Below are 12,799 nucleotides of genomic sequence, written 5' to 3'. Positions count from 1 at the left end.
GTCAGGCGGTGATGGTGAGGGGCGCGCGCGGGTCGGTGCGCAGGGGGGCGTGGAGGGCCACGAGGGCGTGCTCCAGCCCGTGCAGGTGCGCGAGGGCCGGCTCCGCGGCGGCGGGCCGCGGCTGGGCGGGACCGGCGTGCTCCGCCGTGGCGCGCGGGGCGGTCAGCGCCTCGACGGCGGTCTCCACCCGCCAGCACGCGGCGGCCAGCCGTGCGTCGTGCGAGGCCTGCGGGTCGGCGGCGACGGCCACCAGTCCGCGCACCTCGCGGGCGCAGTCGTCGAGCAGCCCGAGGACCTGCCGGGCCCGGGCCTTGCGGGCGCGCAGCGGGCTCAGCGGGTGGACGAGGGGCGCGAGTGCCATCCGTACCCGGCCCAGCAGCAGTTCGAGTTCGGCCGCGTGCGGGGCGGGATCGGCGTCGGGGTCCCCGGCGAGGCGGTCGAGGGCGGCCGCCGTGGAGGCCCGTACGCAGTGCAGGGCGCGCTGGATCCAGGCGTCGTTGGCGGCGTGCGTGGTGACCGGGAGGACGAGCACCACGGCGAGGGCGGCGCCCAGCGCGCCGATCGCGGTCTCCTCGAAGCGCAGGAGCAGCAGTCCGGGGTGGAGGACGCCGAGGAGCCCGTAGAGCAGTCCGGCCATGACGGTGACGAAGAACATCATCCAGGAGTACGAGGGCGCCGCGGTGTAGAAGATCCCGAAGACGCATACGGCGACCAGCGCCGCGGTGGGCGCGGGCGCGCCGTGCAGGGGCACGGCGATCAGCAGCCCGGCGGCGATGCCGACGACCGTGCCGACGACCCGGCGGAACCCGCGGACGAGGGTCTCGCCGCGGGAGGCGGTGTTGACGAAGATCCACCAGGCGGTGCCGACGGCCCAGTACCAGCGGTCGTCGGAAAGCGCCTGGCCGATGCCGAGCGCGAAGGCGCAGGCGGCGGTGGCCTGGAAGGCCTGCCGTGTGGTCGGCCGGGCCAGACGGGTGCCGGGCAGGCCGGGCGGCGCGGCCGGCGGCGGGGTGCGCCGCTCGATCGGCCACAGGACGTACCGCACCGCTCCGGCGGAGAGCAGCGCCAGCCCGACGGCGGCGTACAGCTCGGGCAGCTGGCCGGGTACGGCGTGCAGGAACTGCGTGACGAAGAACATCATGAAGCCGAAGATCCCGAGGGCGTGCCCGCGCGGCCCCCAGCGGCGGGCGTAGACCCCGGCGAACACGACGGCGAGGAAGGCCGCGTCCCGGGCGAGGGGTGTCCCGTGCAGGGTGGTGGCCAGCGCGAGGACGGGGAATCCGGCGACGGGCAGCAGGGCGCTGGTCACGCGCTGGGCCCGCACGGTCGGGTCGAGCACGGTGAACAGGGTGAGCAGGGCCGCCAGTCCCCCGGTGATGGAGGCGGTGAGGGAGAGGCCGCAGAGCTCGGACACGGCGACGGCGAGCCCGATGCCGAGCACGGCCCGCAGCGAGTTGCGCAGTCTCAGGCGCCCCGGATCCGGAGCCACGAACATCCTCTTCACGGCGGTGTGCCGCCCCCCTTGCAGTGCTGCGCGCCGTTCCGCGTCCGCCCGGGGGTGGTGGGCGGCACGCGGACACGGCGAAGGCACCGCGCTCCGGACCGGCCTCGTTGCCGCCCGGCGCTGCGCGGCGCCGTAAGTACATGGATACGACACAGATAAGCATCCGGAGGCCCACTGGCTCAACACGGCTTCGGATCACTGGACCATTGGTGCACTACCGGGGGGTATTTTCCGGCCGGTGGCGACCAACGGACCAGCGCCCGCTCAGGCGGGGCGGCGGGCGCGGCAGAAGAAGTGCTCCTCCGGCTCGGCCCCCTCCGGGCGGAACAGGGCGGTGTGGTGCTCCACCACCTCCAGCCCGGCCCCGCCCAGCAGCCGCAGGTGCTCCGCCGGGGACAGGCTGCTGACGGTGACCTCGTGCCCCATCCACACGATGTCGAGGTCGCTGATGTCCCCCGGCACGGTGGCCAGTACGAAGTACCCGCCGGGCGCCACCCAGGACGCCATCCGCTCCAGGGCCGCGGCCACCTCCCGCTTGGACATCACGAGCAGCGGGAAGAAGGAGCACACCGCGTCGAAGCCGCCCTCGGCGGGCGTGTAGGTGCGGACGTCGGCCTGCTCGAAGCGGGCCTGCGGCACCCGGGAGCGCGCGAGATCGACCATGTGCGCCGAGACGTCGATGCCGGTCACCTCGCAGCCCGCCCGGGCGAGTGCCTCTGCGGTCGGCCGGCCCGTACCGCTGCCGACGTCCAGCACGCGGGCGCCGGGGGCGAGGCGGGCCGTGAGCCAGTCCAGGGTCGCGAGCTGTCCGGGGACGCTCCCGAACACCTCCTCGTACCGTGCGCCGACCTCGTCGAAGACCTCTGCCGCGGACTTGCCGCCCTTGATCGGCTCCCCCACCGTCACCCTCGATCCGTGCTCACCGCCGCCCGGCCGGTCCGGACGCCGTGGAGGTTCTGCCCGGGCGGGCGGCAGGGAAACGGCGGGGCCACGTGCTCATCCCGGGATCCGGGCCGCGGCCCGGCCCGTGTCGATGGCCTCCAGGTCCGCCGTCAGGGTGTCGAGCCAGGCCGTCGTGGCGAAGTACGCGAGCCCGGCGTCGGGCGGCGCCGCCTCGGTGGGCGCGGGCACCGCCTCGGGAAGGAGGGGCGCTGCGCGGCCCGGGGTGCCGCTCCCGGTCTTCGGCGGGGTGTCGGCCTCCGCCGCGGCACGGCGCAGTCCGGCCGCCACCCGCGCCGCGTACTCCTGGAGCCCCGCCGCCTCACCGCGCGCGAGCGGTGTCCCGTCGGCGCTGCCCAGCACCCGGCCGGCGCCCCAGAGCACGTGGTGCCCGGTCATCACCGCGGCCTGCCAGTCGGGGCCCGGCCCCGCCGGGCGCTGCGTCTCGCTCTGGTACTGGGCGTACGCCGACTCGGCCATCACCAGCGCGACCCGGACCCGGTGCTCCTCGTCCCCGGGGGGTTCCGGGAGCCGGCCGGGCGCCGCGACGACGGCGGTGGTCGACTCGACGTCGTCGGCGCAGGCGCGCAGCAGCCCGGCCGCCGCCCGGCTCAGTTCGTCATGGGCCCCGCGCGGCCAGGCCAGCAGACCGCACACGATCCCGATCGAGCTGCCGATCAGCACGTCCAGGAAGCGGACCTCGGCCAGCTGCCAGGTGACCGGGGACAGCTGGGCGAAGACGACGGAGACGACCAGCGTGAACAGGGCCTGCGCCCAGCCCACGCCGCGTACCGGCCCGACGGTGAACGTGAACAGCATCAGCGGCACGAGCGCGATCGCGTACGCGGTGGTCTGCCCGCCGGCCAGTGCGAGCACCGTGCCGGCGGCGAGCGCGCCCACGAAGGTGCCGATCAGTGCGCTGCGCACGGTGCCCCGGGTCTGCACGGCGGTGGTCCGGGTGAGGCTGATGACCGCGAGCATCGCCCAGAAGCCGTGCGGGAGGGAGTCGAGCCCGGCCACGGTGCGGGCCACGGCGAGGGCCAGCGCGATCCGTACGGCGTTCTGGAAGTGCACGGACCGCGGCCCGGTGTGCGCGGCGAGCCGGTGCCACCACAGGGCGACGGTGCTCTGCCGGACGTACCAGAAGCGGTCCGCCGCGTCGGCGGCCGGGTGCGCCCGCCGCCCCTTCACGGCGATCTCCGCCGCCGTGCGCAGCGCCACGGCGGCGTCCGCGACCTCCAGCAGGGCGGCCTGCCGGCGGCGGGACTCCGGCAGTTCGGCCGGGGTTCGGGCGTTGCGGGCCCGCAGGCGCAGCAGTTCCGCCGAGTCCAGGGCGGGCGGGCGCCGGTCGCGCAGCAGGGTCGCGGTCCCGGTCGCGGATTCGCGGACCGCGCCGAGGAGGTCGATCCCGGCCTGTCTCGGCTCCCGCCCGGCCGCCGGTGCGGGCAGGTTCCGCAGCCGGGAGAGCAGGGTGCGCGCGGCCAGCCCGGTGTGGGCCATGGCCCGATCGCGCAGGCCCGGCCCGGCGGGCCGTTCCGCCTCCGGTACGCGGGAGGCGCGCAGCGCCTCGGCCGCCGCCCGGGCGCGCTCGGCCGCCGGAGCGGCCAGCAGGTAGGGCGGGTGCCCCAGTGCGACGGCGCACCGGGCGGCCTCGGCCGAGGCGCCCGCGGCCCGCTCCGCGTACGTCACCGCGCGGGGGTCGGGCAGGACACACGCCTCGGCGAAGATCAGGAGCAGCAGGCCGGCGAGGGTGCCGCCCAGCCGCTCGCCGAGGGTGTGCGGGAGGTACGGCGGGAAGCTCGGCAGGATGTAGAGCAGTTGGAGCCCCGGCGCGACGCCCGCCGCCCGCGGTCCGGCCGCCGAGGAGAAGGCCACGCAGAAGCCGACGACCGCCATGCCGAGGACGGCGCTCCAGGTCCGTACGGCGAGGAAGGTGCCCAGGACGACCAGGAGGCAGGCCACCGGGAGCAGCCTGACCATGACGGCGGCCCGCTGCCGTCCGGTGCCGGGGATCCGGGCGAGCCCGGCCAGGGAGACGGCGCCGAAGAGGGCGTAGGTGGCGGCGACGGGCCGGTCGAATCCGTACAGGAACACGAAGAAGCCGGTGCAGGAGGCGAACGTGGTCCGGACGGCGCGGCGCGCGGCCGCCGGCACCGGGCCGGTGCCCGTCCGGAGTTCCCGTTCGAGTTCCCCAAGGGCTCGCACGGTTTCAGAATCCCACGGGGACGGCCGCGGGACCTGGGGACGGACTCAGGGGTGGGTGTTCCAGCCCGCGATCACCGGGAGGCCGTGTTCGGTGGACAGGATGCTGACGGTGCCGGTGCGCAGGAGGAAGAGCCGGCCGTCCTGCGGGGGCAGGCCCAGGTAGCGGGCGGTCAGGACCCGCAGGAAGTGCCCGTGGGCGACGATGACGGCGTCGCCGCGGTCCTCGGCGAGGACCTCGGCCGCGCGGGCCAGGGCGCGGTCCGCGCGGGCGCCGACCTGGGCGGCGTCCTCGCCGGGGTGTTCGGCGTCGCCGGGCGGGACGCCGTCGGTCCACAGGGACCAGTGCGGCCGGGTCCGCCGGATCTCGGCCGTGGTGATGCCCTCGTAGCCGCCGTAGTCCCATTCGTACAGGTCGGGGTCGGTGACGCCGCCGCTCAGTCCGGCGAGCTCGGCCGTGGCGACGGCCCGGCGCAGCGGGCTGGTCAGCACCAGGGCGAAGTGCCGGTCGCGGAAGTACGGGGCCAGCGAGATGGCCTCCTCGACCCCGGCCGCGGTCAGCGGGATGTCGGTCCGTCCGGTGTGGCGCCCGTTGGCGCTCCATGCGGTCTCGCCGTGCCTCACCAGCAGCAGGTCGCTCATTCTCCGGACCCTAAGCCCTCCGGCATGTCGGCGCCGGAGGATTCGGACGGCATGTCACGTTCGGGCGTCATGGACGTGAGCGCGCACCCGTCGCGGCTGCCCCGTGGCGGCCTTCGCCTTCGGGACGGTGTGCGGGGCCCGGCTCGCAGGCGCGTCGGAGGCGCCCGGGCGGCGCTGGTCCGCGCGCTGAGCGGTCGGCCGCCGCCGGGCGCCGGGCACCACGGCCGCGCGTGAATCGATGCGCAAACGCTGCGAGTGGCCGGCCGGGTGCGCGCTCGCGAGGCTCGGACCATGGACGAAGCCATGGACGAGAGGGCGCGCGAGGAGTGCGTCGCGGCGGGTTTCGCGGCGGGCGACGAGCGGTGCATGGAGGCCGTCTACCGGCGCTGGCGGCCGCTGGTGCACTCGATCGCCCACCGGTGCCTGGGCGACGAGCGGGAGGCCGAGGACGTCACCCAGCAGGTGTTCCTCGCCGCCTGGCACGGCCGGCTCCGCTACCGGCCGGGGCCGGGCGGGCTCGGGGCCTGGATCACCGGCATCACCCGCCATAAGGTGGCCGACGCCCTGGAGGCGCGGACCCGGCGGGCCCGGGCCGCGGCGGCCGCCGTACGCGCCACCCCCGGTGCGGCCGACCGGCCCACGGGCCCCCCGCCGGCGGAGGCGGAGCAGGTCCTGGACCGGGTCGTGGTCCTCGGGGAGCTGGCCAGACTGCCGTCCGAGCAGCGGCGGGTGCTGCACCTCGCCTTCTACGCGGACCTGACCCAGACGCAGATCGCGGATCGCACGGGGCTGCCGCTGGGCACCGTCAAGAGCCATATGCGAAGGGCTCTGCACCGGCTGCGCCGGTCCCTGCCCGCGGCGGCGCCAGCGACTCGATGACGGCGAGGCCCGAGCGCAGCCCGTACAGCCGCTCGGTGCGCGGCCCGGGCACGTCCGCTCCCCAGCCGGGTCCGGCGAGCAGCAGCGCCGGACGGGTGCGGGCACCGCGCAGCCCCCACTCGATGCCGGCCACCGACCGGGCCAGGGCCGGGTCGGCGGTCGTACGGGACTGTGCCCACAGGACCACGCTGTGCGGGCCGGTGCGCCGCACGGCATCGTGCAGGGCCTCGGCGGGCAGGGCGGCTCCGAACATGCGGGCGGGCACGCCCCGCTGGCCGAGGACCGCGGTCAGGGCCTCGATGGGCAGGCTGTGCTGCTCGCCGGGGACGCAGGCCAGCAGGACGGGCGGGCTCCGGGGCGGCTCGGGCAGGGGCCGGATGCGGTGCAGCGCCGCGGAGATCTGCCAGGACAGCAGGTGTTCGACCTCCACGTAACGCTCCCCGGCGGTGGCCCATTTGCGTCCCACGGCGTGCAGGGTCGGCGCGATGACCTCCTCCCAGGCCGTGACCAGGCCGTCCTCGGCCAGTACCCCCTCGAGCAGCTCCGCCACCGTCGGCGCGTCCAGGCGTACGGCGGCCCGCGAGAGCCCCCGGCACTCCGGGCGGACCGCCCCGAGCGGGAGGGCGTCGGGCCCGCCGGGGGACGTCGGCGGGCCCGGTGACGCGACTGCGCCGCGCGCTCCGGGGGCGCCGCCGAGCGCGGCCCGGGCCGCCTCGGCGGGCGGCACCCCGTCGGCGGTGAGCCGGCACATCAGCTCCAGCCGGGCGATGTCCCCGGGGGTCCAGCGGCGGTGCCGGCCGGGTTCGCGACGGGCCGGGCCGATCGCGTACCGGCGCTCCCAGGAGCGCAGCGTCGTCGGCGAGACCCCGAGGCGCCGGGCGACGGCGCCGGTGCTCAGCGCGGCGGGGGGCCGGGACTGTGTCCGGGGCTGAGTGGGCTGAGTCCGGGTCTGCGGTGGTGTCTGGGGCTGCGGTGGTGTCTGGGGCGCGCGGTCCACCCGCTCACGATAGGGCGCCGGGACCGGGCAGGCCCCTCACTGCGCGCCCCGTCCGCGCCGGAACCGGTCGAGTCCGTCGGCGAGTTCCACGATCGGGTCCGGGTAGGCGTACCGGGCCCGCTCGGGTGCGGGCAGCCGCCAGGGCTCGTGCACCTTCGGGGAGTCCAGCCCTGCGAGCTCCGGCACCCAGCGGTGCACGAAACGGCCCTCCGGGTCGTAACGCAGGCCCTGGCGCACCGGGTTGAGGACGCGGTTGGGCCGGGTGTCCGTGCCCGTCCCGGCCGCCCACTGCCAGTTGAGCTGGTTGTTGGCGAGGTCGCCGTCCACGAGGAGGTCCAGGAAGTACCGGGCGCCGATCCGCCAGTCCACGTAGAGGGTCTTGGTGAGGAAGCTGGCGGTGAGCAGCCGGCCCCGGTTGTGCATCCAGCCCTCGTGGCGGAGCTGGCGCATGGCCGCGTCGACCACGGGGTAGCCGGTGCGGCCCTCCTTCCAGGCTTCGGCCTCCTCCTCGGCGGCCGCTCCGGTGCGCCAGTGGTCGCGGCGGTCGCGGTAGTCCCGTACGGCGCTCTCGGGGCGGGCGGCGAGCACTTGGTGGTGGAAGTCGCGCCAGCAGATCTGCCGGACGAAGGCCTCGGCGCCCGGGTCCGCGGTGGGACCCGTGGCGGAGGCTCGGGCGCGGTGGACGGCCTCGGTGGGCGAGAGCGTGCCGAAGTGCAGGTGCGGGGAGAGCCGGGAGGTGGCGTCGCCCGCAAGGTCGTCATGGGCGTCCGCATAGCGGGAGAGGCCCGCGCGCAGCCAGCGCCTGAGGAGCTCGCGGGCCTCGTGCTCGCCGCCGCGGGCCAGGCCCGGGGAGACCCCGGTGACGTCCGCGCGCCGCGGCAGCGGGTCGGAGCCGATGCCCTCGGGCACCCGGACGGCGCGCGGCGCGGCGGCGACGGGGCGGGGCGGCAGTTCGGACCAGCGGCGGAAGTACGGGGTGAACACGGCGAAGTGGTCGGAGCCCGCGGGGAGTACGGCCCCGGGGGCGGCGACCGTGACCACCGCCTCGTGCACGTAGAGCCGCACGCCCTCGGCTTCGAGGGCGGCGCGCAGGCGCTCCTCGCGGGCCTGGGCGTAGCCGCTGACCCCGGCCGCCATGTGGACCTCGTCGGCCTCGCACTCGCGGACCAGGGCTGCGACTTCGGCGACGGCGTCGCCCGAACGCAGCACCAGGCGGCCGCCGCGCTCGCGCAGTCCGGCATCGAGGTCGGCCAGGCAGTCGGCGAGGAAGGCGAGCCGGTTGGGCGCGGCGAAGCCGGCGGCGTCGACGGCCCGGTCGCGGACGAAGAGCGGCACCACCCGGTCGCAGGAGGAGAGGGCCGCGCGCAGCGGCGGGTGGTCGTGCAGGCGCAGGTCGGAGGTGTACAGGACCACCGCGACGTTCATGGGTTCTCTCGCTCCGCGTCGGGGCCGGGGGGACGGCTGTCTTCCGGTACTTCGCCGGACCCGGAGCGTTCGGATGCAGGGCGTTCGGACGCGGGTCGGTCTGATGCGGGCCGGCCGGACGCGGGCAGGCCGGACGCGATGCCCCGGGTCGCGGCGGCGGCCGCCTCGGCGGCCTCGTCGTCCAGGCGGCGCGCGGCGCGGGCGATGTTGCGGGCCATGCCGCCGAAGACCACGGCGTGGAAGGGCGACACGCTCCACCAGTAGAGGTGGCCGAGCAGCCCGTGCGGATGGAACAGGGCCCGCTGCCGGTAGCGGGCGGCCCGGACCGCGCCGCCTGCGTCCCGGTCACCGCCCGGCGGCGCGGCCGGCTCCGCGCACATCTCCAGCCAGGCCAGCCCCGGCAGCCGCATCTCCGCGCGCAGCCGCAGCAGGCGGCCCGGTTCGATCTCCTCCACCCTCCAGAAGTCCAGGGAGTCACCCACCCGCAGCCGGGCCGCGTCCCGTCGGCCGCGCCGGATCCCGACCCCGCCGACGAGCCGGTCGAGCCATCCCCGTACGGCCCAGGCCAGCGGGAACGAGTACCAGCCGTTCTCCCCGCCGATGCCCTCCACCACCCGCCACAGGGCGCCGGGCGAGGCGTCGACCGCGCGTTCGCGCCGGTCGGTGTAGAGGCTGCCGCCCGCCCAGTCGGGGTCGGTCGGCAGCGGATCGCTGGGCGCACCGGGCAGCGAGGCGGAGGACCAGCGGGTGGTCACGTCCGCCTCGCGCACCCGCCGCAGGGCCAGGGAGACGGCCCGGTCGAGGCCGATCGGGGTGCCGGGCGGATCGGGGACGTACCGCGCGATGTCGTGCTCCGCGCACACGACCTCGTGGCGCAGGGATTCGGCCAGCGGCCGGGCCAGGGCCCGCGGCACGGGCGTGACCAGGCCGATCCAGTGGCTGGACAGCCGCGGGGTCAGCATCGGGACGCGCAGGATGAGCCGGCGGGGCAGCGCGGCGGCGATGGCGTAGCGGCGCATCATCTCCTCGTACGTGAGCACGTCGGGGCCGCCGATGTCGAAGGTGCGGCTGACCTCGGGCGGCATGGCGGCGCTGCCGACGAGGTAGCGCAGGACGTCGCGGACGGCGATGGGCTGGACCCGGGTGCCGACCCAGCTGGGGGTGACCATGACGGGGAGCCGTTCGGTCAGGTAGCGCAGCATTTCGAAGGAGGCCGAGCCGGAGCCGATGATGACCGCGGCGCGCAGGACGGTGGCCGGCACCCCGGAGTCGAGGAGGATCTCGCCGACCTCGGCACGGGAGCGCAGGTGCGGGGACAGGTCACGGACCGGGATCCCGGCCGGCGTGAGCCCGCCGAGGTAGACGATGCGGCGGACTCCGGCCGCGCGGGCCTGTTCGGCGAAGATGCGGGCGGCGGTGCGGTCGCGGTCCTCGAACCCGGATCCGGCGCCGAGCGCGTGCACGAGGTAGTAGGCGACGTCGATGCCGCGCAGGGCCGCCGCGACGGACTCGGCGTCGGTGACATCGCCGCGGACGATCTCGCTCCGCCCGGCCCACGGGTGGTCGCGCAGTTTCTCGGGGGATCGGGCCAGGCACCGGACGCGGTGTCCTGCGTCGAGGAGCTCGGGCACCAGGCGCCCTCCGATGTAGCCGGTGGCCCCGGTGACCAGGCAGTGCAGACCGGTGGTGGCCGTCATCGCTCTCTCCGTTCCTCGGCGTTCCTCGACGCGTGCCCCTGAGGGGATTCCGGCGGACCGCCGTCGGCGGATGCACCGGTCCGCGGGAAGGGCACCGCATGGGGCCATTGGTACAGTCGCGACATGGCGGTGGACGAGCTCGACACCCGGATCCTGCGTCTGCTGATCGAACAGCCGCGCACCAGCGTCCGCGAGTACGCCCGGATCCTCGGGGTCGCGCGCGGCACCCTGCAGGCCCGGCTGGACCGGCTGGAGCGCACCGGGGTGATCACCGGAACCGGTCCCGTCCTCTCCCCCGCGGCGCTCGGGCATCCGGTGCTGGCCTTCGTGCACATCGAGGTCACGCAGGGGCACCTGGACGAGGTCGGCGAGGCCCTGGCCGCCGTGCCCGAGATCATCGAGGCCTTCTCCATCACCGGCGGCGGGGATCTGCTGACCCGGGTGGCGGCCCGGGACAACGCACACCTGGAGGACGTGATCCAGCGGCTGATCCGGCTGCCGGGCGTGGTCCGCACCCGTACGGAGGTGGCGCTGCGCGAGCGCGTGGCGCACCGGCTGCTGCCGCTGGTGGAGTCCGTGGGACGGGCGGCGCGCAAACCCTGACAGGATGACGGGGACAGGCACGTAACCGGCAGGACGGGCAGAGCGGATGATTTCCGTCATATTCGATCTCGACGGCACCCTCGTGGACAGCGAGCCGAACTACTACGAGTCCGGGCGCCGCACCCTGGCACGGCACGGCGTCCCCGACTTCACCTGGGAGCAGCACGCGCACTTCATCGGCATCGGCACCCTGGAGACGCTGGAGATCCTCAGGGACCGGTACGGGATCCGGGCGCCGGTGGAGCAGCTGCTGGCCGAGCAGAACGCCGCGTACCTGGAGCTGGCCCGGACCGGGACCGAGGCCTTCCCCGAGATGGGGAGGTTCGTGGAGCGGCTGCACGCGGAGGGGGTCCCGATGGCGGTGGCGTCCGGGTCCTCGCGCGAGGCGATCGACGCCGTGCTGGTGGGGACGGGCCTGGACTCGCTGCTGACCACGGTGGTCTCCGCCGAGGAGGTGGCGCACGGCAAGCCCGCCCCCGACGTGTTCCTGGAGGCGGCCCGGCGCCTCGGCGCGGACCCCGCCGACTGCGTGGTCGTCGAGGACGCGGCCCCGGGCGCCCGGGCGGCCCGCGCGGCAGGCATGTACTGCGTGGCCGTCCCGTACGTGGCCGCCACCGCCGACGACCCGGCGTTCGCGGCGGCCGACCTCCTCTTCCCCGCCGGCCAGCCGGAATTCACCGCGGAGGCCGCACACGCCTGGCTCTCCTCCCTGCAGTCGGCCTAGGCCGACACCCCCTGGGGAAGATCCCGCGATCGCCGCGGGTTGGTAGAACCGTGAACGACATGGTGCGGGGTGCGGCGGACGTGGACGTGGTGGTCATCGGTGCCGGACAGGCGGGGCTGTCCAGTGCGTACCACCTGGCGCGGGCCGGGACCGGGCACGTGGTGCTCGACCACGCACCGCGGCCCGGCGGCGCCTGGCAGTTCCGCTGGCCCTCCCTCACGTACGGCAAGGTGCACGGGATGCACGCCCTGCCCGGCATGGAGCTCACGGGCGCCGACCCGCTGCGGCCGTCCTCCGCGGTGATCGGGGAGTACTTCGCGGCCTACGAGGACCGCTTCGGACTGCGCGTACGGCGCCCCGTGGACGTCACGGCCGTACGGGACGGGGGCGACGGGCGGCTGCGGGTGGAGTCCTCGGCCGGGGTCTGGACCGCGCGGGCACTGATCAACGCGACCGGGACCTGGGACCGGCCGTTCTGGCCGCGCTACCCGGGCCAGGAGACCTTCCGGGGCCGCCAGCTGCACACCGCGAACTACCCGGGGCCGCAGGAGTTCGCCGGGGCCCGGGTGGTCGTGGTGGGCGGGGGCACCTCGGCGGTGCAGCACCTGCTGGAGATCGCGGAGGTGGCGGCGGAGACCACCTGGGTGACCCGTCGGCCCCCGGTGTTCCGCGACGGGAGCTTCGGCGAGGCCGAAGGCCGGGCGGCGGTGGCCCTGGTCGACGAGCGCGTGCGCCGAGGACTGCCGCCGCAGAGCGTGGTCAGCGTGACCGGACTCCCGCTGAACGAGGCCGTCCGGGCCGGGCTGGCCTCCGGGGTGCTGGAGCGGCGGCCGATGTTCGACCGGATCACGGCGACCGGTCCCGCCTGGGCGGACGGACGGCGGGTGGAGGCCGATGTGATCCTGTGGGCCACCGGCTTCCGGGCCGCCATCGAGCACCTGGCCCCGCTGCACCTGCGCGAGCCCGGCGGCGGCATCCGGGTCGAGGGCACCCGCGCGGTCCGCGACGAGCGGATCCACCTGGTCGGCTACGGTCCGTCGGCGTCGACGATCGGCGCCAACCGCGCCGGAGGCGCCGCGGTCCGTGAAATCCGCCGCCTGCTGGCCCGCGGCACCCACGGCGGGGAACGGGCGGACCGCGCCGACGACGCCCTCGAACCGGCCGCGGCCCGCTCGGCCTGAAGCGCC

At 76.0% G+C, this 12,799-nt stretch carries 11 protein-coding genes; 4 read left to right on the top strand and 7 right to left on the bottom strand.

From position 1 onward, the window contains the following. Nucleotide 1: 1 nt before the first annotated feature. The 4 genes from ACFYZS_RS27185 to ACFYZS_RS27170 all read right to left on the bottom strand — a co-directional run bounded on the left by ACFYZS_RS27185 (nt 2) and on the right by ACFYZS_RS27170 (nt 5,287). Complete coding sequence (locus ACFYZS_RS27185) at nt 2-1,495, bottom strand: FUSC family protein (RefSeq protein WP_389017919.1); 1,494 nt, start codon at nt 1,493-1,495, stop codon at nt 2-4. A 273-nt stretch (nt 1,496-1,768) separates the two neighbouring features. Then, a complete protein-coding gene (locus ACFYZS_RS27180; RefSeq protein WP_389017730.1) occupies nt 1,769-2,410 on the bottom strand; it encodes a class I SAM-dependent methyltransferase in 642 nt (213 codons plus the stop codon). A 90-nt stretch (nt 2,411-2,500) separates the two neighbouring features. After that, the gene (locus ACFYZS_RS27175; RefSeq protein WP_389017728.1) at nt 2,501-4,648 is read right to left on the bottom strand and encodes an FUSC family protein; all 2,148 of its coding nucleotides are present in this window, start codon (nt 4,646-4,648) and stop codon (nt 2,501-2,503) included. Between the two features lie 45 nt (nt 4,649-4,693). After that, complete coding sequence (locus ACFYZS_RS27170) at nt 4,694-5,287, bottom strand: histidine phosphatase family protein (RefSeq protein ID WP_389017725.1); 594 nt, start codon at nt 5,285-5,287, stop codon at nt 4,694-4,696. 291 nt (nt 5,288-5,578) lie between these two features. Here ACFYZS_RS27170 and ACFYZS_RS27165 point away from each other — a divergent pair, with 291 nt between their 5' ends. After that, nucleotides 5,579-6,166: an RNA polymerase sigma factor gene (locus ACFYZS_RS27165; RefSeq protein ID WP_389017722.1), complete on the top strand. Its 588-nt coding sequence runs from the start codon at nt 5,579-5,581 to the stop codon at nt 6,164-6,166. Here the strand turns inward: ACFYZS_RS27165 and ACFYZS_RS27160 are convergent. The 3 genes from ACFYZS_RS27160 to ACFYZS_RS27150 form a co-directional block, all read right to left on the bottom strand. After that, the gene (locus tag ACFYZS_RS27160) at nt 6,093-7,064 is read right to left on the bottom strand and encodes a MerR family transcriptional regulator (RefSeq protein WP_389017917.1); all 972 of its coding nucleotides are present in this window, start codon (nt 7,062-7,064) and stop codon (nt 6,093-6,095) included. The two genes, ACFYZS_RS27165 and ACFYZS_RS27160, sit on opposite strands and share 74 nt — an antisense overlap. 135 nt (nt 7,065-7,199) lie before the next feature. Continuing rightward, nucleotides 7,200-8,588, bottom strand: coding sequence for a cryptochrome/photolyase family protein (locus ACFYZS_RS27155; RefSeq protein WP_389017719.1), 1,389 nt, complete (start codon nt 8,586-8,588; stop codon nt 7,200-7,202). Further along, nucleotides 8,585-10,285, bottom strand: a complete 1,701-nt coding sequence (locus tag ACFYZS_RS27150; RefSeq protein ID WP_389017716.1) for an SDR family oxidoreductase — start codon at nt 10,283-10,285, stop codon at nt 8,585-8,587. Before ACFYZS_RS27150 ends, ACFYZS_RS27155 begins: the two co-directional genes overlap by 4 nt. A gap of 123 nt (nt 10,286-10,408) precedes the next feature. Here ACFYZS_RS27150 and ACFYZS_RS27145 point away from each other — a divergent pair, with 123 nt between their 5' ends. Genes ACFYZS_RS27145 through ACFYZS_RS27135 form a run of 3 tightly spaced genes read left to right on the top strand, consistent with a single transcriptional unit; the run spans nt 10,409 to nt 12,793 of the window. Then, the gene (locus ACFYZS_RS27145) at nt 10,409-10,888 is read left to right on the top strand and encodes an Lrp/AsnC family transcriptional regulator (protein WP_229342613.1); all 480 of its coding nucleotides are present in this window, start codon (nt 10,409-10,411) and stop codon (nt 10,886-10,888) included. Nucleotides 10,889-10,934: 46 nt separating this feature from the next. Then, nucleotides 10,935-11,612 (top strand): HAD family hydrolase, encoded by a 678-nt coding sequence (locus ACFYZS_RS27140; protein ID WP_389017713.1) that lies wholly within the window; start codon nt 10,935-10,937, stop codon nt 11,610-11,612. Between the two features lie 59 nt (nt 11,613-11,671). Then, nucleotides 11,672-12,793, top strand: coding sequence for an FAD-dependent oxidoreductase (locus ACFYZS_RS27135; RefSeq protein WP_389017914.1), 1,122 nt, complete (start codon nt 11,672-11,674; stop codon nt 12,791-12,793). Nucleotides 12,794-12,799: the final 6 nt, after the last annotated feature.

The organism is Streptomyces sp. NPDC001903 (assembly GCF_042891345.1).
In the GTDB taxonomy this organism is placed as follows: Bacteria; Actinomycetota; Actinomycetes; order Streptomycetales; family Streptomycetaceae; genus Streptomyces.
The sequence above is the reverse complement of the archived record's forward strand: the minus strand, read 5'-3'. Positions and strand labels throughout refer to the sequence as shown.